Annotated in this window: 19 protein-coding genes; 18 read left to right on the top strand and 1 reads right to left on the bottom strand. The window is 71.5% G+C overall.

Translation table 11 applies throughout. The features are described from left to right. Nucleotides 1–144: 144 nt before the first annotated feature. The 7 genes from infC (at nucleotide 145) to thiD (ending at nucleotide 7,606) form a co-directional block, all read left to right on the top strand. Complete coding sequence (gene infC / locus AC2AXK_RS10840; RefSeq protein ID WP_484345377.1) at nucleotides 145–1,251, top strand: translation initiation factor IF-3; 1,107 nt, start codon at nucleotides 145–147, stop codon at nucleotides 1,249–1,251. A 110-nt stretch (nucleotides 1,252–1,361) separates the two neighbouring features. Then, nucleotides 1,362–1,556 carry a 50S ribosomal protein L35 gene (gene rpmI / locus AC2AXK_RS10845; RefSeq protein ID WP_484345378.1) on the top strand — a complete coding sequence of 65 codons (195 nt, stop codon included), beginning with the start codon at nucleotides 1,362–1,364 and terminating at the stop codon, nucleotides 1,554–1,556. Nucleotides 1,557–1,629: 73 nt separating this feature from the next. After that, complete coding sequence (rplT, locus tag AC2AXK_RS10850) at nucleotides 1,630–2,016, top strand: 50S ribosomal protein L20 (RefSeq protein ID WP_484345379.1); 387 nt, start codon at nucleotides 1,630–1,632, stop codon at nucleotides 2,014–2,016. 70 nt (nucleotides 2,017–2,086) lie between these two features. Beyond that, nucleotides 2,087–2,968, top strand: a complete 882-nt coding sequence (locus tag AC2AXK_RS10855) for a TrmH family RNA methyltransferase (protein ID WP_484345380.1) — start codon at nucleotides 2,087–2,089, stop codon at nucleotides 2,966–2,968. A gap of 92 nt (nucleotides 2,969–3,060) precedes the next feature. Beyond that, nucleotides 3,061–4,167 (top strand): phenylalanine--tRNA ligase subunit alpha, encoded by a 1,107-nt coding sequence (gene pheS / locus AC2AXK_RS10860; RefSeq protein ID WP_484345381.1) that lies wholly within the window; start codon nucleotides 3,061–3,063, stop codon nucleotides 4,165–4,167. Next, nucleotides 4,167–6,746 carry a phenylalanine--tRNA ligase subunit beta gene (gene pheT / locus AC2AXK_RS10865; protein ID WP_484345382.1) on the top strand — a complete coding sequence of 860 codons (2,580 nt, stop codon included), beginning with the start codon at nucleotides 4,167–4,169 and terminating at the stop codon, nucleotides 6,744–6,746. Before pheS ends, pheT begins: the two co-directional genes overlap by 1 nt. Nucleotides 6,747–6,757: 11 nt before the next feature. After that, the gene (gene thiD / locus AC2AXK_RS10870; protein ID WP_484345383.1) at nucleotides 6,758–7,606 is read left to right on the top strand and encodes a bifunctional hydroxymethylpyrimidine kinase/phosphomethylpyrimidine kinase; all 849 of its coding nucleotides are present in this window, start codon (nucleotides 6,758–6,760) and stop codon (nucleotides 7,604–7,606) included. Here the strand turns inward: thiD and AC2AXK_RS10875 are convergent. After that, nucleotides 7,594–7,842, bottom strand: coding sequence for a hypothetical protein (locus tag AC2AXK_RS10875; RefSeq protein WP_484345384.1), 249 nt, complete (start codon nucleotides 7,840–7,842; stop codon nucleotides 7,594–7,596). The two genes, thiD and AC2AXK_RS10875, sit on opposite strands and share 13 nt — an antisense overlap. A 64-nt stretch (nucleotides 7,843–7,906) precedes the next feature. On the opposite strand from AC2AXK_RS10875, the gene argC reads away from it, so the two are divergent. The 11 genes from argC (at nucleotide 7,907) to tyrS (ending at nucleotide 19,336) form a co-directional block, all read left to right on the top strand. Beyond that, a complete protein-coding gene (gene argC / locus AC2AXK_RS10880; protein ID WP_484345385.1) occupies nucleotides 7,907–8,986 on the top strand; it encodes an N-acetyl-gamma-glutamyl-phosphate reductase in 1,080 nt (359 codons plus the stop codon). Further along, a complete protein-coding gene (argJ, locus tag AC2AXK_RS10885) occupies nucleotides 8,983–10,158 on the top strand; it encodes a bifunctional glutamate N-acetyltransferase/amino-acid acetyltransferase ArgJ (protein ID WP_484345386.1) in 1,176 nt (391 codons plus the stop codon). The genes argC and argJ overlap by 4 nt, the downstream gene beginning before the upstream one ends. Next, on the top strand, nucleotides 10,155–11,228 hold the full coding sequence (gene argB / locus AC2AXK_RS10890) for an acetylglutamate kinase (RefSeq protein WP_484345387.1): 1,074 nt from the start codon (nucleotides 10,155–10,157) through the stop codon (nucleotides 11,226–11,228). Before argJ ends, argB begins: the two co-directional genes overlap by 4 nt. After that, entirely contained in the window at nucleotides 11,225–12,502 is a 1,278-nt protein-coding gene (locus AC2AXK_RS10895; RefSeq protein WP_484345388.1) for an acetylornithine transaminase, read from the top strand. The genes argB and AC2AXK_RS10895 overlap by 4 nt, the downstream gene beginning before the upstream one ends. Continuing rightward, complete coding sequence (gene argF, locus AC2AXK_RS10900; RefSeq protein ID WP_484345389.1) at nucleotides 12,499–13,431, top strand: ornithine carbamoyltransferase; 933 nt, start codon at nucleotides 12,499–12,501, stop codon at nucleotides 13,429–13,431. The genes AC2AXK_RS10895 and argF overlap by 4 nt, the downstream gene beginning before the upstream one ends. After that, nucleotides 13,410–13,955: an arginine repressor gene (locus AC2AXK_RS10905; RefSeq protein WP_484345390.1), complete on the top strand. Its 546-nt coding sequence runs from the start codon at nucleotides 13,410–13,412 to the stop codon at nucleotides 13,953–13,955. The genes argF and AC2AXK_RS10905 overlap by 22 nt, the downstream gene beginning before the upstream one ends. Nucleotides 13,956–14,042: 87 nt before the next feature. Further along, the gene (locus AC2AXK_RS10910) at nucleotides 14,043–15,287 is read left to right on the top strand and encodes an argininosuccinate synthase (protein ID WP_484345391.1); all 1,245 of its coding nucleotides are present in this window, start codon (nucleotides 14,043–14,045) and stop codon (nucleotides 15,285–15,287) included. Next, a complete protein-coding gene (gene argH, locus AC2AXK_RS10915) occupies nucleotides 15,280–16,701 on the top strand; it encodes an argininosuccinate lyase (protein WP_484345392.1) in 1,422 nt (473 codons plus the stop codon). The genes AC2AXK_RS10910 and argH overlap by 8 nt, the downstream gene beginning before the upstream one ends. 46 nt (nucleotides 16,702–16,747) lie before the next feature. Then, nucleotides 16,748–17,338: an AAA family ATPase gene (locus tag AC2AXK_RS10920; protein ID WP_484345393.1), complete on the top strand. Its 591-nt coding sequence runs from the start codon at nucleotides 16,748–16,750 to the stop codon at nucleotides 17,336–17,338. Further along, nucleotides 17,335–17,988 (top strand): DNA-3-methyladenine glycosylase, encoded by a 654-nt coding sequence (locus AC2AXK_RS10925; RefSeq protein WP_484345394.1) that lies wholly within the window; start codon nucleotides 17,335–17,337, stop codon nucleotides 17,986–17,988. Before AC2AXK_RS10920 ends, AC2AXK_RS10925 begins: the two co-directional genes overlap by 4 nt. A gap of 88 nt (nucleotides 17,989–18,076) precedes the next feature. Continuing rightward, a complete protein-coding gene (gene tyrS / locus AC2AXK_RS10930) occupies nucleotides 18,077–19,336 on the top strand; it encodes a tyrosine--tRNA ligase (RefSeq protein ID WP_484345395.1) in 1,260 nt (419 codons plus the stop codon). Nucleotides 19,337–19,944 lie beyond the last annotated feature (608 nt).

The raw sequence follows: 19,944 nt of genomic DNA on the forward strand, positions 1-19,944 counted from the left end.
ACCCATGGTGACAACAGAGTCCGGGTTCCGGTCCGAGTCGACCGGACGCTCGCGCGTCCGAGCGACCGCGTCGAGCATCGACGTACGCGTGAGCGTGCGGGACGCTCGGGCATCGGATTGCTGGCCCCCACCCTGTGCTCAGGGATGGGGGCCTTTCTCATTCCCGACGGAACTCCCACAAGTCTTGAGGAGCATCACATCAGCGAGCCTCGCATCAACGATCGGATCCGTGTCCCCGAGGTCCGGCTCGTCGGCCCCGCAGGGGAGCAGGTCGGCGTCGTCCGCATTGAGGTCGCCCTGAGCCTTGCCCAGGACGCGGACCTGGACCTCGTCGAGGTCGCCCCTGACGCACGCCCGCCGGTGTGCAAGCTCATGGACTACGGCAAGTTCAAGTACGAGTCGGACATGAAGGCCCGTGAGGCGCGCCGCAACCAGGCGAACACCGTCCTCAAGGAGATCCGGTTCCGCCTGAAGATCGACCCGCACGACTACGGGACGAAGAAGGGCCACGTCGAGCGCTTCCTCAGCGCCGGCGACAAGGTCAAGGTCATGATCATGTTCCGCGGGCGTGAGCAGTCGCGTCCGGAGATGGGTGTCCGGCTCCTGCAGCGCCTGGCCGAGGACGTCTCGGAGCTCGGCTTCATCGAGTCCATGCCCAAGCAGGACGGGCGCAACATGATCATGGTGCTCGGCCCGACGAAGAAGAAGGCCGAGGCCAAGAACGAGCAGCGCCGTCGCGCACAGGAGGCGCAGCCCGCGAAGGCGGAGCGTCCTGAGCGTCCGGCGCCCGAGCCTGCCGAGGAGTCCGGACCGTCGGACTTCGAGGCACAGGTCGCCGTCGCCCAGGCGGAGGTGCCTGTCGCCAGCGCCGCGCCCGCCGAGGCGCCAGCCGCAGCACCCGCTGCTGCGTCGCGTCCCGCGCCCGCGTCGCGTCCGGCCCAGGCCTCGCGTCCCGCACCTGCTTCGCGTCCCGCACCTGCCTCGCGTCCGGCGCCGGCCTCACGTCCTGCGCCTGCGTCGAGGCCTGCTGCTCGACCCGCTGCTGCTGACCCCGCGAAGCCCGTGGAGGCAGCGAAGCCCGCAGAGGCAGCGAAGCCGGCAGAGGCAGCGAAGCCGGCAGAGGCAGCGAAGCCGGCGGCGGCTCCCAAGCCTGCAACGCCGCGTCCGACCGCCAAGCCGGGAGCTGCTGCGAAGCCTGCTGGAGCCCCACGGCCGGCAGCACCCAAGCCCGCTCCGAAGCCGAGCGAGTAACGACCACCTGACGAGGTCCTGGACCTCACCGGTTGGAGCCCACCGGCTCCGCCCGCACGACGTCGGATGTCGACACGACACCCGACCCGACCTGAGGAGAAACGGCAGCCATGCCGAAGAACAAGACGCACTCCGGCGCCAAGAAGCGATTCCGAACCACGGGCACCGGCAAGATCATGCGCGAGCAGGCCGGCAAGCGCCACCTGCTCGAGCACAAGTCGAGCAAGGTCACGCGCCGACTGTCCTCCGACCAGGTCGTCAGCCCCGCAGACGTCAAGAACATCAAGAAGATGCTCGGCAAGTGACTCGTCCCGGCCGGGCCCGTGAGGGCCTGCGCCGACCGATTCACCTTCCGACCCCAACTGCAAGGAGCATCACGTGGCACGCGTGAAGCGGGCGGTCAACGCCCAGAAGAAGCGTCGTACAACTCTCGAGCGCGCCAGCGGCTACCGCGGCCAGCGCTCGCGTCTCTACCGGAAGGCGAAGGAGCAGGTCACCCACTCCCTCGTCTACTCCTACCGTGACCGCAAGGCGCGCAAGGGAGACTTCCGTCGGCTGTGGATCCAGCGCATCAACGCTGCGGCACGCGCCGAGGGCATGACCTACAACCGCTTCATCCAGGGCCTCAAGGCTGCCGGCGTCGAGACCGACCGCCGCATGCTCGCGGAGCTCGCGGTGAGCGATGTCGCAGCGTTCAACGTTCTCGTCAAGGTCGCCAAGGCTGCCCTGCCCGAGGACGTCAACGCTCCCCGGGTCGCGGTCTGACCCTGTCGGACGACGAGCGGGACCGCCGTGGTACGGCGGGACGCGACGACACACACAGAACGCCCGGACGATGATCGAGCTGACGAACCCCCGCAGTGAGCGGGTCCGTGCAGTGCGCTCGTTGGCCGGGCGTTCTGCGCGTGCCCGGGCCGGGCGCTTCCTCGTCGAAGGACCGCAGAGCGTGCGCGAGGCCGTGCGGTTCGCCGCAGACCGCACCCGCGCGGTGTACGTCGGGCAGACGGCGCGGGACCGGTACGCGGAGATCGTCCGCGAGGCACGCGGTGCCGGGCTCGCCGTGCACGAGGCGACCGACGAGGTGCTGTCCGCGATGAGCGACGACGCCCAGGGCCTCGTCGCGGTCCTCGACGTGGCCCGGCACGGGGCGGCCGGGCTCGATGCCGTGCTCGTGGGTGCGCCCCGGCTCGTCGCGGTGCTCGCACACGTGCGTGACCCCGGGAACGCGGGGACAGTCATCCGGGCGGCTGATGCAGCGGGCGCCGACCTCGTCGTGGTGACGTCCGAGAGCGTCGACATCCACAACCCGAAGGTCGTCCGGTCGACGGCGGGCTCGCTCTTCCACCTGCCGGTGGTCGCCGGCGTCACGCTGGACGAGGCGTGCAGCGCACTGCGCGGCGCCGGCATCACGATCCTCGCGGCCGACGGATCGGGTCAGCTCGACCTCGACGAGCTGCTCGACGCAGCCGACGCCGTGCGCCGGACCGGCGGACCGGGCCCCGACGGTGTCGGTGGCGCCCAACCGTCCGGCGCCCTCCCGGACCTGGGCGCGTCGACTGCGTGGGTCTTCGGCAACGAGGCGTGGGGCCTGCGTCCTGAGGACCGCGCCCTCGCCGACGCCGTCGTGCGGGTGCCCCTGCGCGGACGTGCGGAGTCGCTCAACCTCGCGGCGGCAGCGACGGTCTGCCTGTACGCGAGCTCCCGCGCTCAGCGCTAGGTCTGCGCGGCGGGGACCGACGGGCCACGCTGGCTAGAATCGTCGTGGCCGCTCGGTCGCCCGTCCGCACAAGCCTGGAGCTGAAGGCACGTATGTCTACCCCTGCCCCCGCAGATCCGTCCGCCACGTCCGGAGCGCCGCTCTCGCCGCTCGACCCGGACGCCGTCGCCGCCGCGGTGGACGCGGCGACCGCCGCGATCGCGGCAGCCGCGGACCTCGATGCGCTCAAGGCCGCGAGGATCGCGCACACGGGCGATCGCAGTGCCCTCGCCCTCGCCAACCGCGAGATCGGCGGGCTCGCCCCGGCCGACAAGGCGGCGGCCGGCAAGCTCCTCGGACCCGCGCGCGGACGGATCGGCAAGGCCCTCGCTGCCCGGCAGGTCGAGCTCGAGGCGGAGCGTGACGCCCGGGTGCTCGTCGAGGAGTCCGTGGACGTGACACTGCCGGTCGAACGACGGGCTGCGGGCGCGCGCCACCCGCTCGAGGCGCTGCAGGAGCGCGTGAGCGACTTCTTCGTCTCGATGGGCTGGGAGATCGCCGAGGGCCCCGAGGTCGAGGCCGAGTGGTTCAACTTCGATGCGCTGAACTTCGGGCCGGACCACCCCGCCCGCCAGATGCAGGACACCTTCTTCGTCGCCGGTACCCCGGGGGACGACGGCTCGCAGCCGCAGGACCCGCACCTCGTCCTGCGCACGCACACGTCGCCGGTCCAGGCCCGGACACTCCTCGAGCGTGAGCTGCCGGTGTACATCGCGTGCCCCGGCAAGGTCTTCCGCACGGACGAGCTCGACGCGACGCACACCCCTGTCTTCCACCAGGTGGAGGGCCTCGCCGTCGACAAGGGCCTGACGATGGCGCACCTCCTCGGCACGCTCGACCACTTCGCGCGGGCGATGTTCGGGCCCGAAGCGCGCACGAGGCTGCGTCCGTCCTTCTTCCCGTTCACCGAGCCGAGCGCCGAGATGGACCTGTGGTTCCCGCAGAAGAAGGGTGGCGCCGGCTGGATCGAGTGGGGCGGCTGCGGGATGGTCAACCCGAACGTGCTGCTCGCCGCCGGGATCGACCCCACGGTCTACTCCGGGTTCGCGTTCGGCATGGGCATCGAGCGGACCCTCATGCTCCGGCACGGCATCGCGGACATGCACGACATGGTGGAGGGCGACGTCCGCTTCTCCCAGCACTTCGGAATGGAGCTCTGATGCCGTACATCGCCCTCGACTGGCTCGCTGAGCACGTCGAGCTCCCGGACGGCCTCACCGCCGAGCAGCTTGCCGCCGACCTCGTCCGCGTCGGGCTCGAGGAGGAAGCGGTCCACGGTGCTGCCGTGACCGGCCCGCTCGTCGTGGGCCGGGTGGTCTCGCTCGTGGGTGAGCCGCAGAAGAACGGCAAGGTCATCAACTGGTGCCAGGTCGACGTCGGTACGCACAACGACCGTGACGAGTCCGGGGCGCCGACCGTCCCGCGGGGCATCGTCTGTGGGGCGCACAACTTCGTGGCGGGTGACCTCGTCGTCGTCGCGCTGCCGGGCGCCGTGCTGCCCGGTCCCTTCCCGATCGCCGCACGCAAGACGTACGGGCACGTCTCGGACGGCATGATCTGCTCGGAGCGCGAGCTCGGCCTCGGGGAGGGGCACGAGGGCATCCTCGTCCTGGACCCGGCGGCGTACGCGGCGAGCGGGGTCGAGCTGGAGCCGGGCGCGGACGCGGTCGCCCTCCTCGGGCTGGGCGACGAGATCCTCGAGATCAACGTCACCCCGGACCGCGGGTACTGCTTCTCCATGCGCGGTGTGGCCCGGGAGTTCTCCCACTCGACGGGTGCGGCGTTCACCGATCATGGCCGACGTCCGGACGTCCCGACGGCGACGCCGTCCGGCTTCGTCGTCGAGGTCGACGACACGGCTCCCGTCCGCGGTGAGGTCGGGTGCGACCGGTTCGTCACCCGGATCGTCCGTGGTGTCGACGCCGCACGTCCCTCGCCGGCCTGGATGCAGCGCCGTCTCACCCAGGCGGGGATGCGTCCCATCTCGCTCGCGGTCGACGTGACGAACTACGTCATGCTCGACCTCGGCCAGCCCCTCCACGCATACGACCTCTCGACGCTCGTCGCGCCGTTCGTCGTGCGGCGCGCCGCACCGGGGGAGCACCTCGTGACGCTCGACGGCGTCGACCGGACGCTCAGCGAGGAGGACCTCCTCATCACGGACAGCGCCGGGGGGCGCGGTGCCCGCGTGCTGGGTCTCGCGGGCGTCATGGGTGGGGCCGAGACGGAGGTCTCGGCCACGACGACCGACCTCCTCGTCGAGGCCGCCCACTTCGACCCGGTGTCCGTCGCGCGCACCGCGCGCAGGCACAAGCTCCCGAGCGAGGCCGCCAAGCGGTTCGAGCGGGGTGTCGACCCGCGCCTGCCCGCCGTGGCCGCGCAGCGCGCGGTGGAGCTCCTCGTCGAGCTCGGTGGAGGTGTCGTCGACGATGCCGTGAGCGATCTCGACGCCGTGACGCCTCCGTCCACCATCCGTTTCTCCCTCACCGACCCGGAGCGCCTCGTCGGGGTCCCGTACCCCGAGGAGGTCGTCGTCGGGACGCTCGAGACGATCGGCTGCGTCGTGGGTCCGGTGACCGACGAGGCGACGCGCACCGTCGAGGTCGTCCCGCCGTCGTGGCGCCCGGACCTCGTCGGCTCTGCTGAGCTCGTGGAGGAGGTGGCGCGGATCACGGGGTACGACCAGATCCCGTCGATCCTGCCCGTGGCACCCCCCGGCCGCGGGTTGACCCGCGGCCAGACGGCACGACGCTCGGTCGCGCGCGCCCTCGCGGAGGACGGGTTCGTCGAGACCCTCAGCTACCCGTTCGTGGGGACCGACCAGGACGATGCGCTCGGCCTGCCTCCGCAGGACGAGCGACGCCGTGCCCTGACGCTCGCCAACCCGCTGTCGGCGGAGCGGTCCCGCATGCGGACGAACCTCCTCGTGACGCTCCTCGACACAGCGCGGCGCAACGTCGCGCGCGGTACGACCGACCTTGCGGTCTTCGAGCTCGGGCTCGTCACGCTCCCGCGGGACGGGGCCAGCGTGGCGCCTCAGCTGCCGGGTGGCGCGCGCCCGTCGGACGCCGAGCTCGCTGCTCTGCACGCCGCCGTGCCCGCCCAGCCCCGTCACGTCGCGGGTGTCCTCGCCGGCCAGCGCGAACGGGCGAGCTGGTGGGGCCCGGCGCGTCAGGCCGACTGGACGGACGCGCTCGCGGCAGCCAGGCTCGTCGCCGAGCGCGTGGGGGTCGACGTCGCCGTCGAGCGGGACACCGAGCGGGCGCCGTGGCACCCCGGGCGGTGTGCTCGTCTCACGCTCGCTGACGGCACCGTCGTCGGGCACGCGGGGGAGCTGCACCCGAAGGTCGTCGAGCAGCTCGACCTCCCCGCCCGGACCGTCGCGTTCGAGGTGGACCTGGACGCGCTCCTCGCTGCAGCGCCGCTCGAGCCCCGCCAGGGTGCGGTCGTCTCGACGTTCCCGCTCGCGAAGGAGGACCTGGCGCTCGTCGTCGACGAGAGCGTCACCGCGGGTGCGGTCTTCGACGCCGTCCGGGACGGTGCGGGAGACCTCCTCGAGGAGCTCCGGCTCTTCGACGTCTTCACCGGCGAGCAGGTGGGCGCGGGCAAGAAGTCGCTCGCGTTCTCGCTCCGGCTGCGGGCGGCGGACCGGACGCTCACGGCGCAGGACACAGCCGCGGTCCGGGACGCAGCGGTCGCGGAAGCGGCCCGTCGCGTCGGCGCGACGCTGCGGGCCTGAGGGCCCGCGAGGTGTCGTTCGTCGGGTCGCGACCACGGGTGCTGAGCATCGCGGGCACCGACCCGACGGGCGGCGCGGGGATCCAGGCTGATCTCAAGTCGTTCGCCGCCCACGGTGCGTACGGCATGGCCGTGGTGACGGCGCTCGTCGTGCAGAACACGCGAGGTGTGCGGTCCTCGCACGTCCCGCCCGCACAGCTGCTCGCGGACCAGCTCACCGCGGTGAGCGACGACGTCATCGTCGACGCCGTGAAGATCGGCATGGTCGCCACGGCAGCGAACGCACGGGTGATCGCCGAGTGGCTCGGCGAGGTCGGTCCTCCGGTGGTCGTCGTCGACCCCGTCATGGTGTCCACGAGCGGACATCGCCTGCTCGACCCGGACGGTGAGGACGCGCTCCGGGCACTCCTGGGGCATGCCCATCTCGTCACACCCAACCTCGACGAGCTCGCGGCGCTGCTGGGTGAGTCCTGTGCCACGACGTGGGACGCGGCGGTGGCGCAGGGTGGACGGCTGCTCGAGCGCTGCGGGACGAGGGTCCTCGTCAAGGGCGGGCACCTCGAGGGTGGCGCGAGCCCTGACGCGCTCGTCACCGCGGACGGCGTCGTGCAGCTCGACGGCGCCCGGGTCGTCACGGAGAACACGCACGGCACGGGATGCTCGTTGTCTGCGGCGGTCGCCGCGCTGCGGCCGCGCCGCGCGACGTGGGAGGACAGTGTCCGAGCCGCCAAGGACTGGCTCGGGGGGGCGCTCGCCGCGGCGGACGCGTTGCAGGTGGGCGGCGGCCGGGGGCCGATCGACCACTTCCACCACCTGCTGCCCGCGGAGCCTCCGGTGGCCGGCAGCGGTCAGTCCGTGTAGCTGCAGTCGTACCCGGGTGGGAACCATCGCAGGGTCGTCGTGACGTCGTCGACCCGCGAGCCCGCAGGGGCGTCCGCGTAGCACTGCGCCCTGGACTGGTCCATCCCGATCTTGGCGTACACGACGGCGCTCAGCGCGGAGACGACGAGGATGAGCACGGTCAGGGCGACCCGAGCTCCTCGGGACGGCCCCGGTCCCTGGTTCTCGTACCCGCCGTCAGCCCAGGAGTGGTTCATGGCACGAGGGTAGCGGCCCGCCCGCCCCCTGTTGTTGGTATAGAACTCGGGTCTGTGTATGGTTATGCATATGACGTTCAGGGTAGCGGTGGCGGGTGCCAGCGGGTACGCGGGGGGCGAGATGCTCCGGCTCCTGCTCGCGCACCCCGACGCAGAGATCGGGGCGCTCACCGCCCACTCCAACGCGGGAACCCCGCTCGGGGCGCACCAGCCCCACCTCCGGCCCCTCGCGGACCGGGTGCTCCTCGACACGACCGCAGAGCACCTCGCCGGTCACGACGTCGTCGTCCTCGCGCTGCCGCACGGCGCGTCCGGTGAGATCGCCGCCCAGCTCCCCGACGACGTCCTCGTCATCGACCTCGGAGCCGACCACCGGCTCGTGGACCCCGCCGCGTGGGCGGACTTCTACGGGTCGGAGCACGCAGGCACGTGGCCGTACGGGCTCCCGGAGCTCCTCCACGTCGCCCCGGGCGACGGGCCGTACACCAAGCAGCGCGAGCTGCTCGTCGGCGCGCGCCGCATCGCGGTACCCGGGTGCAACGTCACCGCCGTCACCCTCGGGCTGCAGCCCGGGGTCGCTGCGGGGATCCTCGATCCCCAGGACCTCGTCGCCGTCCTCGCGGTCGGGTACTCCGGGGCGGGGCGCACCCTCAAGCCGCACCTCCTGGCATCCGAGGCGCTCGGTTCTCTCCAGCCGTACGCGGTCGGTGGCTCGCACCGGCACGTGCCGGAGATCGAGCAGAACCTCCGCGCCGCCGGCGCCCGGGACGGCGTGAGCATCTCGTTCACGCCCGTCCTCGTGCCGACGTCCCGCGGGATCCTGGCGACCGCCACGGCGCGTCTGCTGCCCGAGCACGACGCGATCAGTCCGGCCGACCTGCGCCTCGCCTGGCAGCAGGCCTACGACGGCGAGCCCTTCGTCGAGCTCCTGCCCGAGGGGCAGTGGCCCACGACCGCGGCGACCACGGGCGCGAACACCGCCCTCGTCCAGGTCGCGCTCGACCAGCGCGCCGGTCGCGTCGTCACCGTCACGGCGATCGACAACCTCGTCAAGGGCACGGCGGGTGCCGCCGTGCAGTCCATGAACATCGCCCTGGGCCTGCCACAGACCCTCGGCCTGACGACGGTGGGAGTCGCCCCGTGAGTGTCACCGCAGCGCAGGGGTTCCGGGCGGCAGGGGTCGCGGCCGGGCTCAAGTCGACCGGGCTGCCGGACGTCGCGGTCGTCGTCAACGACGGCCCTCTCGACGCGGCCGCGGCCGTCTTCACCACGAACCGGGTCTTCGCCGCCCCTGTGGCCTGGTCGCGCCAGGTGGTCGCCGACGGCCGGGCCAGCGCCGTCGTCCTCAACTCCGGCGGGGCCAACGCGTGCACCGGCCCGGAGGGCTTCGGGGACACCCACCGCACCGCCGAGCATCTCGCCGGAGCGCTCGACGTCTCGGCGGGTGACACGCTCGTGTGCTCCACGGGACTCATCGGCACGCGGCTGCCCATGGACGCGCTGCTCGCCGGGGTCGACGCCGCGGTCGGCGCGCTCTCCGTGGACGGTGGCGCCGACGCCGCACGGGCGATCATGACGACCGACAGCGTGCCCAAGACCGCCGTCGTCAGTGCGGGCGACGGGGATGCGACATGGACGGTCGGCGGGATGGCCAAGGGAGCGGGGATGCTCGCGCCCGGGCTCGCGACCATGCTCAGCGTCCTGACGACCGACGCCGTGGCCGATGCCGCGACTGTCGACGCCGCGCTGCGGTCAGCGACACGGTCGACGTTCGACCGCGTCGACTCCGACGGCTGCATGTCGACGAACGACACCGTCATCCTGCTGGCCTCCGGTGCGAGCGGCGTGACCGTGGGCCTCGAGGAGCTCTCCCGCGCCGTCACCCAGGTCTGCGCGGACCTCGCACGTCAGCTCGTCGCGGACGCCGAGGGTGCGAGCCACGACATCGCGGTGCGCGTCGTGGGTGCTGAGCACGAGGACGCCGCGGTCGCGGTCGCCCGCGCCGTGACCCGCTCGAACCTCTTCAAGGCCGCCGTCTTCGGCAACGACCCGAACTGGGGCCGGGTGCTCTCCGCGGTCGGCACCGTTCCCGAGTCCGTGGCGGCGTTCGACGCTGCGCGGCTCGACGTGTCGATCAACGGCGTCATGGTCTGCCGTGCAGGGGGAGTCGGGGACGACCGTGACCTCGTCGACCTGTCCGCGGGGCGCGAGGTGCACGTCCTCGTCGACCTCCACGCGGGACCTGCCGAGGCGACCGTCTGGACCAACGACCTCACGCACGACTACGTCCACGAGAACAGCGCGTACTCCTCATGAGCACATCCACGACCGACCTCAGCCACATCGACACCGCGGACCTCGACCCCGCGCAGAAGGCCGAGGTCCTCCTCGAGGCCCTGCCATGGCTGCAGCAGTTCAACGGTGCCCTCGTCGTCGTCAAGTACGGCGGCAACGCGATGATCGACGAGCGCCTCAAGGCGGCGTTCGCCCAGGACATGGTCTTCCTGCGCCAGGTGGGGCTGCACCCCGTCATCGTGCACGGCGGCGGTCCCCAGATCTCGGAGATGCTCAGCAGGCTCGGGATCGCGAGCGAGTTCAAGGGTGGTCTGCGCGTCACCACCCCTGAGGCGATGGACGTCGTGCGGATGGTGCTCACGGGCAAGGTCTCGCGTGAGCTCGTCGGGCTGCTCAACGCCCACGGTCCCCACGCGGTGGGGCTCTCCGGCGAGGATGGCGGCCTGCTGCGCGCACGCCGGCGGCACGCGACGGTCGACGGCGAGGCCGTGGACGTCGGTCTCGTGGGCGACGTCGTCGAGGTCGACCCCCGTGCGGTGCAGGACCTGCTCGATGCCGGGCGCATCCCTGTCGTCTCGACGATCGCCCCGGACATCGCCGACCCGACCCAGGTGCTCAACGTCAACGCGGACACGGCGGCGGCGGCGCTCGCCGTGGCGCTGCGGGCCAAGAAGCTCATCGTGCTCACGGACGTCGAGGGCCTGTACACGTCGTGGCCGGACAGGTCCTCGTTGGCCAGCCGGATCACCGTGTCTGCGCTCGCGGAGCTCCTCCCGAGCCTCGAGTCGGGGATGGTGCCGAAGATGGAGGCGTGCCTGCGGGCCGTGCGTGGTGGTGTGCGCCAGGCGCACGTCATCGACGGTCGGGTGGCCCACGCCGTCCTCATGGAGGTCTTCACGGCCCGGGGGATCGGCACCATGGTCGTCCCGGACAGCGACGGGCGCCTCGCCGGGACGACGACGAGCTCCATCCCGATCGTCCCCGCACACGTCGTGCGCGCCCCGAGCACCACGGTCCCTGCGCCCGCAGGCGAGCATCTTGCACCCCCCGCACCCCCCGCACCACCGAGCACGGACGGAACGACGTCATGACCGAGACCATCCGGACGACCACGTCCACCCTGGCGGCCGACGGCGGGGCAAGCACCGCGTGGACCCAGCGGTACACCGCGTCCGTCATGGACACCTTCGGTCCTCCGCAGCGGATCCTCGTGCGCGGCGAGGGTGCGTACGTGTGGGACGCCGACGGCAAGCGCTACCTCGACCTCCTCGCCGGCATCGCCGTCAACGCCCTGGGCCATGCGCACCCGACGCTCACGGCCGCGATCAGCGCACAGCTCGGCACCCTCGGGCACGTCTCGAACTTCTTCGCCACGCCCACACAGGTTGCGCTCGCTGAGCGGCTCCTGGAGTTGGCGGGCGCGTCCGAGGGCTCCCGGGTCTTCTTCACCAACTCCGGTACCGAAGCCAACGAGGCAGCGTTCAAGATGGCGCGTCGCACCGGACGTCCGCGCATCCTCGCCCTCGAGGGTGCGTTCCACGGACGGACCATGGGGGCGCTCGCGCTCACCTCGAAGGTCGCGTACCGGGAGCCGTTCGAGCCGTTGCCGGGTGGGGTCGAGTTCCTGCCCTTCGGTGACCTGGATGCTCTCGAGGCAGCCTTCGCCGACGGTACCGGTGCGGACGTCGCGGCGTTCTTCATCGAGCCTGTGCAGGGTGAGGCCGGGGTGCGTTCGCTGCCCGCCGGTTACCTCGCCCGTGCGCGGGAGCTCACGGCCGAGCACGGTGCGCTCCTGGTCCTCGACGAGGTGCAGACGGGTATGGGCCGTACCGGTGCCTGGTTCGCTCACCAGCTCCCGCTCGTCGGGGAGGGAGTGGTCCCTGACGTCGTCACGCTCGCCAAGGGTCTCGGGGGCGGGTTCCCCATCGGCGCCGTCGTGGCGTTCGGCGAACGCGCGGCGACGCTCCTGGCGCGTGGGCAGCACGGCACCACCTTTGGCGGGAACCCCGTCGCAGCGGCTGCCGCGCTCGCCACGATCGGTGTCATCGAGCGGGACGACCTGCTCGCGAGCGTCACGGCCGTCGGTGAGCACCTGCGGACAGCGGTCGGCGCGCTCGGGCACCCCCTCGTCTCGTCGGCGCGCGGGGTCGGCCTGCTCGTCGCGATCGAGCTGACGGACCCGGTCGCGCCCGCCGTCGCGTCCCGTGCCCTGGATGCCGGCTTCATCGTCAATGCCGTCAGCCCCACGGCGCTGCGTCTCGCCCCGCCCCTCATCCTCACGCGTGAACAGGCCGACGACCTCGTGGCCTTCCTCGGCTCGCTGCCCGCGACCGCGTCCGAGCTGCTCCCCGGTGAAGCGTCATGACCCGCCACTTCCTGCGCGACGACGACCTCTCGCAGGCGGAGCAGGCCGAGGTGCTCGAGCTCGCGCTCGAGTTCTCCCGGGACCGGTTCGCCCGGACTCCGCTCAGCGGCCCGCGCGCCGTCGCCGTGCTGTTCGACAAGCCGTCGACCCGGACCCGGGTGTCCTTCTCCGTGGGGATCGCCGAGATGGGCGGGTACCCCCTCGTCATCGACGGGGTCGGGTCCCAGCTGGGTCGCGGCGAGGAGGTCGCCGACACGGCGCGGGTCCTCGACCGGCAGGTGGCCGCCATCGTCTGGCGGACCTTCGGGCAGGAGCGCGTCGAGGCGATGGCCGCAGCGAGCAGCGTCCCCGTGGTGAACGCCCTCACCGACGAGTTCCACCCGTGCCAGATCCTCGCTGACCTTCTCACCCTCGCCCAGCGCAGGGGCGGTGTCGGCGCGCTGCCCGGCCTGGCGCTCGCCTACCTCGGTGACGGCGCGAACAACATGGCGCACTCCTATCTCCTGGGGTGCGCGGTGGCGGGGATGCACGTGCGTATCGGCGCGCCCGTCGGCTTCCACCCCGACCCGTCCGTCGTCGCCGACGCCCAGCGCATCGCGGATCTCACCGGTGGTTCGGTGCTCGTCACCGACGACCCGGCCGAGGCGTCACGAGGCGCGCACGCCCTGGCGACGGATACGTGGATCTCGATGGGGGACGAGGACGAGGCTGCGGACCGCAACGCCCCGTTCGTGCCGTTCCAGGTCGACGGCACGCTCCTCGCGCTCGCGGCGCCGGACGCGATCGTCCTGCACTGCCTGCCGGCATACCGTGGCAAGGAGATCACCGCAGAGGTCATCGACGGCCCGCAGTCAGCCGTCTGGGACGAGGCCGAGAACCGCCTGCACGCCCAGAAGGCGTTGCTCTCGTGGCTCCTGGAGCGGTCGTGAGCCTCGGCCCCGGCCCGGTGCGTTCGCTTCCCGCCACCAAGGCCGCCCGCCACGCGCGCATCGTGCACCTGCTCCTGCGCGAGCAGATCCACTCCCAGGCGGAGCTGGCACGGGCGCTCGCCGAGGACGGCCTGCACGTCACCCAGGCCACGCTCTCCCGGGATCTCATCGAGCTCCGCGCCGAGAAGGTGCGCACGTCGTCAGGCGTGCTCGTGTACGCCGTGCCGGGGGAGGGGGGCGACCGCTCGGTGCAGGCGACGACCGACGCGGAGTACCTCGCCGCCCGGCTCGCGCGCCTGTGCGGAGAGCTCCTCGTCTCCGCCGAGAGCTCGGGCAACCTCGTCGTGCTCCGCACCCCGCCGGGTGCCGCACAGTACCTCGCGTCGGCGATCGACCACTCGGTCCTCGCCGGCGTCCTCGGCACGATCGCCGGGGACGACACCGTCCTCGTGATCGCCCGCGCCGTCGACGGCGGTGACGAGCTCGCAGCCCGTTTCGTCGCCCTCGCCAGCGACGCCCCCTGATCCTCCCCGACCGACCGCCGGGCGCCGAGGGCGCACCGGTGGATGACACACTTGACCAGTACACAATCGTTGAGAAAGAGAAGTGCCATGACTGAACGCGTCGTGCTCGCCTACTCGGGCGGCCTGGACACCTCCGTTGCCATCGGCTGGATCGCCGACCGCACCGGCGCCGAGGTCATCGCCGTGGCCGTCGACGTCGGCCAGGGCGGGGAGGACCTCGAGGTCATCCGCCAGCGTGCCCTCGACTGCGGCGCCGTCGAGGCGTACGTCGCGGACGCCCGCGACGAGTTCGCCGAGGAGTACTGCATGCCGGCGCTGCGCGCCAACGCGCTGTACCTGGACCGGTACCCGTTGGTCTCGGCGCTGTCGCGTCCGACGATCGTCAAGCACCTCGTCCGCGCCGCCCGGCAGTTCGACGCGCAGACCGTCGCGCACGGCTGCACCGGCAAGGGCAACGACCAGGTCCGCTTCGAGGTGGGCATCACGTCGCTCGCCCCGGACCTCAAGTGCCTCGCACCTGTCCGTGACCTCGCGCTGACCCGTGAGAAGGCCATCGCGTACGCCGAGCAGAACAACCTGCCGATCGCGACGACCAAGCACAACCCGTTCTCGATCGACCAGAACGTCTGGGGCCGTGCTGTCGAGACGGGCTTCCTCGAGGACATCTGGAACGCGCCCACGAAGGACGTCTACAACTACACGGACGACCCCACGTTCCCGCCGGTCGCGGACGAGGTCATCATCACGTTCGACAAGGGCATCCCGGTCGCTCTCGACGGTGTGGCCGTGACGCCGTTGCAGGCCATCCAGGAGATGAACCGGCGTGCCGGTGCTCAGGGCGTGGGGCGCATCGACATCGTCGAGGACCGTCTCGTGGGCATCAAGTCGCGGGAGATCTACGAGGCGCCCGGTGCGATCGCGCTCATCGCGGCGCACCAGGAGCTCGAGAACGTCACGGTCGAGCGCGAGCAGGCGCGGTTCAAGCGCCAGGTCGAGCAGCGCTGGACGGAGCTCGTCTACGACGGCATGTGGTTCTCCCCGCTCAAGCGTTCGCTCGAGACCTTCATCGACGACACGCAGCGGTACGTCTCGGGCGACATCCGCCTCGTGCTCCACGGTGGCCGGGCGACCGTCTCGGGCCGACGCAGCGAGTCGAGCCTGTACGACTTCAACCTCGCGACGTACGACGAGGGAGACTCGTTCGACCAGTCCCAGGCGAAGGGCTTCATCGAGATCTTCGGTCTCACCGCGAAGCTCTCCGCGGCACGCGACGTGAAGTTCGGCAACGGTGTCGACCTCGGTGCGGGCAACCTCGGGTCGACCGGTGCCTGAGCAGGACGAGACCCGGGTGCGCCTGTGGGGCGGCCGGTTCGCCGGCGGCCCCGCCGAGGCCCTCCAGGCGTTGTCGTTGTCCACGCACTTCGACTGGCGGCTCGCGCAGCACGACATCGCGGGATCCCGCGCGCACGCCCGCGTGCTGCACGCCGCGGGGTTGCTCACCGAGGCTGAGCTGACGGACATGCTCGCCGCCCTCGACGTGCTGTCCGCGGACGTGGAGTCCGGCGCGTTCCTCCCGGTCCCCGCGGACGAGGACGTGCACACGGCTCTCGAGCGTGGGCTCATCGAGCGGGCCGGCGCAGATCTCGGGGGCAAGCTGCGCGCCGGGCGGTCACGCAACGACCAGATCGCGACGCTCGTGCGGATGTACCTGCGGGAGGAGTCGCGGACGATCGCGCGCCTCGTGCTCGACGTCGTCGACGCACTCGTGGCACAGGCCGAGGCGCACCCCGGGGCACCGATGCCGGGCCGCACCCACCTGCAGCACGCCCAGCCCGTGCTGCTCGCGCACCATCTGCTGGCTCACGCCTGGCCGTTGCTGCGCGACGTCGACCGCTTCATCGACTGGGACGTGCGTGCGGCCCGGTCGCCGTACGGATCGGGTGCGCTCGCAGGATCGTCGCTCGGGCTCGACCCCGAGGCTGTCGCGGCCGAGCTCGGCTTCGACGGTTCTGTCGAGAACTCGATCGACGGGACCGCCAGCCGGGACGTCGTCGCGGAGTTCGCGTTCGTCTCCGCGATGCTCGCCGTGGACCTCTCGCGGTTCGCGGAGGAGATCATCATCTGGAACACGAAGGAGTTCGGCTTCGTCCGGCTCGACGACGCGTTCTCGACGGGCTCCTCGATCATGCCGCAGAAGAAGAACCCGGACGTGGCAGAGCTCGCGCGCGGCAAGGCGGGACGAGTGATCGGCGACCTCACGGGGTTGCTCGCCACGCTCAAGGGCCTGCCGCTCGCATACAACCGTGACCTGCAGGAGGACAAGGAGCCGGTCTTCGACCAGGTCGACACCCTCACCGTGCTGCTTCCGGCGTTCGCGGGGATGGTGCAGACGATGACGTTCGACACCGAGCGCATGGCTGCGCTGGCGCCCCAGGGCTTCTCCCTCGCGACGGACATCGCCGAGTGGCTCGTGCGTTCCGGTGTCCCGTTCCGCGTCGCGCACGAGGTGGCCGGAGCGTGCGTCCGGGTGTGCGAGGAGCGCGGCATCGAGCTGTGGGACCTGAGCGACGACGACCTCGCGTCGATCTCGGAGCACCTCACGCCCGCTGTGCGCAGCGTGCTCACGGTCGAGGGGTCGCTCGCCTCCCGGGACGCCGTCGGCGGGACGGCACCGGCGCGCGTCGCCGAGCAGCTCGACGAGGCGAAGGTCCGCGCCGCAGAGTTCCGGTTCTGGGCGAACAGCTGACCGCGGTGTCGCTGCTGGGGGCGGGCACGGCGCGCGGAGCTGCGGCGTGACCGTCCCCTCCGGCGTCCTCGAACGACTCGTCGCGGTCCTGCGCTCTGTACCGGCAGGCCTGGGTTCGACGCGGCTCGTGCTCGTCGACGGTCCGGCGGGTTCAGGCAAGACCACCCTCGCCGCGCAGCTCGGTGCGGTGCTGCCCGCGTCCGTCGTCCACATGGACGACCTCTACGAGGGATGGACCGGCATGGACGAGGGTGTCCGCATCCTGTGCGACGAGGTGCTGGCGCCCCTCGCGCGCGACCGGCCCGGGACCTACGCGCGCTACGACTGGTCGACCGGCCGGCGGGCCGAACGCCACACCGTGCTGCCCGCCGAGCACCTCGTCGTCGAGGGCTGCGGATCGGCGTCCCGTGCCGTCGACGTGTTCGCGCCGTTCATCGTCTGGGTGGAGGCGGACGATGCCCTGCGCCTGCGGCGCGGGCTCGCCCGTGACGGTGACGCCCCGCGGAGCCACTGGGAGCGTTTCATGGTCGACGAGCGAGCACACTACGCCGCCAACGCGACAGCGCAGCGGGCACATGTGCGTCTCGACGGTGCGGGTGCCGTCTGCGGCTGGCCGGACGCCGAGGTGCGCGAATGAGCGGTGTCCTACCCCGGTCCTGGTACGAGCGCGACGCCCTGGAGCTCGCTGTCGCGTTGCTCGGCGCGCACGTGACGACGACGTGGCCCGACGGTACGGTGACGGCCCGGATCACCGAGGTGGAGGCGTACCGCGGCGACCGGGACCCGGGTTCGCACGCATTCCGCGGTCGAACGCCCCGCAACGCGACGATGTTCGGTGAGCCCGGACGCCTCTACGTCTACCGGCACATGGGCCTGCACTCGTGCATGAACGTCGTCGCAGGAGAGGTCGGCGCCGCTTCCGCGGTCCTGCTGCGTGCCGGCGAGATCGTCGAGGGGGCCGACGTGGCGACGGAACGTCGGCTCCGCCGCGGGGTGGTCCGTCGGCCCGAGATGCTCGCGAGCGGTCCAGCGCGCCTCACGGTGGCTCTGGGCATCTCCCACGAGCTCGACGGGGTCGATGTGACGGATCCCCGCGGCAGCGTGGTGGTGCGGGCCGGGCGGGTCCTGCCCGGGTCGACGATCGACACCGGCCCGCGGGTCGGTGTCGCCGGACCGGGTGGGGACGGTGCGGTCTATCCGTGGCGCTTCTGGCTCGCGGGTGACCCGACGGTCTCCGTCTTCCGCCCCGGCGGTCGACGGCCGGCCGCCCCCGGGCGCGGCGCCTGAGGGCGCGCGTTCTCCCGGAGCGGGTCGGCACGGCAGACTAGGCGGGTGCGTCGCACGAGATGGCGCCGTGGGAACCGAAGGAGAAGCAGTGAGCAACGTGCTGGACGAGCTGACGTGGCGTGGTCTGATCAGTCAGACCACGGATCTTGAGGCGCTACGTGAGTCTCTCGAGGCCGGGCCGGTGACGTACTACTGCGGTTTCGACCCCACGGCGCCGAGCCTGCACCACGGACACCTCGTGCAGCTCGTCGTGCTCAGGCATCTCCAGCTCGCCGGGCACCACCCGATCGCCCTCGTCGGTGGCGCGACGGGGCTGATCGGCGACCCCCGGATGTCGGGGGAACGTGTGCTCAACTCCCGCGAGACCGTGGCCGAGTGGGTCGGGCGCCTGCAGGCGCAGATCTCCCGGTTCCTGTCGTTCGAGGGTGACAACCCTGCGGTCATGGCAAACAATCTCGACTGGACGGGTTCCCTGTCGGCGATCGACTTCCTCCGGGACGTCGGCAAGCACTTCCGTCTCGGCACGATGCTCGCGAAGGAGACGGTCGCCCGGCGGCTCAACAGCGAGCAGGGGATCTCCTTCACGGAGTTCAGCTACCAGATCCTCCAGGGCATGGACTTCCTCGAGCTCAACCGGCGGCACGGCTGCACGCTGCAGACCGGCGGGAACGATCAGTGGGGCAACCTGCTCGCCGGTGTCGAGCTCATCCGCAAGTCGGAGCAGCGCACGGTTCACGCGCTCGCGACCCCGCTCATCACCAAGGCCGACGGGACGAAGTTCGGCAAGTCGGAGGGGGGAGCCGTGTGGCTCGACCCCGAGATGATGAGTCCGTACGCCTTCTACCAGTTCTGGGTCAACGCCGACGACGCCGACGTCGTGGGGTGGCTGAAGATCTTCACGTTCCGCTCAGCTGAGGAGATCGAGGCGCTCGCAGCGTCTGTCGTCGAGCGCCCGGCTGCCCGGGAGGCGCAACGCGTCCTGGCGCGGGACGTGTGCGAGCTCGTGCACGGCAAGGAGGCCACGGACGCCGCGATCGCGGCGAGCCAGGCGCTCTTCGGTCGGGGTGATCTCACCGAGCTGGACGAGGCCACGCTCGGCGCGGCGGTCGCGGAGCTGCCGTCAGCTCCTGTGCAGGTCGGAGACCTCGTGGTCGACGCGGTGGTCGCCAGCGGCCTCGTGGCCTCCAAGGGTGCGGCTCGGCGCGCCGTGGCCGAGGGGGGCGTGTACGTCAACAACGTCAAGGTCGAGGACGCGGACGCTACCGTCGCGGCGGGGGACCTCATGCATGGTCGGTGGGCCGTGCTGCGACGCGGCAAGCGCACGCTCGCGGTCGCCGTGGCGGGATAACGAGCGCTTCGGACCGGGCGCGTGCGCCAGCGCTTCGTCGCTGGCGCCCGAGCGCGGAGCGGCGCCCGACGGCGCTCCGCCCCGGCGCCGGGGCGGATCACCCGGGACCTCGCTTGACGATCGCGTTCATGTCGACGTAATGTTCTGGACGTCAGCCCGACTGGGAGGAACAGACACCACTGCGAAGCTCGTTACGAGCCGGCGAAGTGGCTGGTCCCGGGGTTGGTACCCACATGTGAAGGATGCGCGCGGACCTGGTTCGCGGGTGTTGTAGTGTGGGGTTCTGGTTCGAACTGGTGTTCGGTCGCTCGGTGAGCGGGTGGATGGGGTTCGGGTCGGAAGTGGCCGCTGAGGTGGTCTTCGGTGTGTGGCTCGGTCCGGGAGGGCGGGGTTGGACAGCGGGGGTTGGTTCGGTTAGGCTGGAGAGGTTGCCCCGAGAGCAGGCCGGTTGGTCTGGTTGAGGTGAGCGTCCGTTCCTTGAGAACTCAACAGTGTGCTTAATAGTCAGTGCCAAGACCCTCCGTCGTGGCATGGTCCGTGCGTCATCATGGTGTGCGGGTTGGTTGTGGCGGGGTTTATTTGGTACGAAATATGAAAACGCAAGTTTT

This window comes from Sanguibacter sp. Z6_81 (assembly GCF_057180625.1).

Excerpts from the sequence above, each read along its gene's own strand:
- infC (WP_484345377.1), top strand. The coding sequence starts at position 145 with ATGGGGGCCTTTCTCATTCCCGACGGAACTCCCACAAGTCTTGAGGAG.
- rpmI (WP_484345378.1), top strand. The coding sequence starts at position 1,362 with ATGCCGAAGAACAAGACGCACTCCGGCGCCAAGAAGCGATTCCGAACC.
- AC2AXK_RS10855 (WP_484345380.1), top strand. The coding sequence starts at position 2,087 with ATGATCGAGCTGACGAACCCCCGCAGTGAGCGGGTCCGTGCAGTGCGC.
- pheS (WP_484345381.1), top strand. The coding sequence starts at position 3,061 with ATGTCTACCCCTGCCCCCGCAGATCCGTCCGCCACGTCCGGAGCGCCG.
- pheT (WP_484345382.1), top strand. The coding sequence starts at position 4,167 with ATGCCGTACATCGCCCTCGACTGGCTCGCTGAGCACGTCGAGCTCCCG.
- AC2AXK_RS10875 (WP_484345384.1), bottom strand. The coding sequence starts at position 7,842 with ATGAACCACTCCTGGGCTGACGGCGGGTACGAGAACCAGGGACCGGGG.
- argC (WP_484345385.1), top strand. The coding sequence starts at position 7,907 with ATGCATATGACGTTCAGGGTAGCGGTGGCGGGTGCCAGCGGGTACGCG.
- argB (WP_484345387.1), top strand. The coding sequence starts at position 10,155 with ATGAGCACATCCACGACCGACCTCAGCCACATCGACACCGCGGACCTC.
- AC2AXK_RS10895 (WP_484345388.1), top strand. The coding sequence starts at position 11,225 with ATGACCGAGACCATCCGGACGACCACGTCCACCCTGGCGGCCGACGGC.
- argF (WP_484345389.1), top strand. The coding sequence starts at position 12,499 with ATGACCCGCCACTTCCTGCGCGACGACGACCTCTCGCAGGCGGAGCAG.
- AC2AXK_RS10910 (WP_484345391.1), top strand. The coding sequence starts at position 14,043 with ATGACTGAACGCGTCGTGCTCGCCTACTCGGGCGGCCTGGACACCTCC.
- AC2AXK_RS10925 (WP_484345394.1), top strand. The coding sequence starts at position 17,335 with ATGAGCGGTGTCCTACCCCGGTCCTGGTACGAGCGCGACGCCCTGGAG.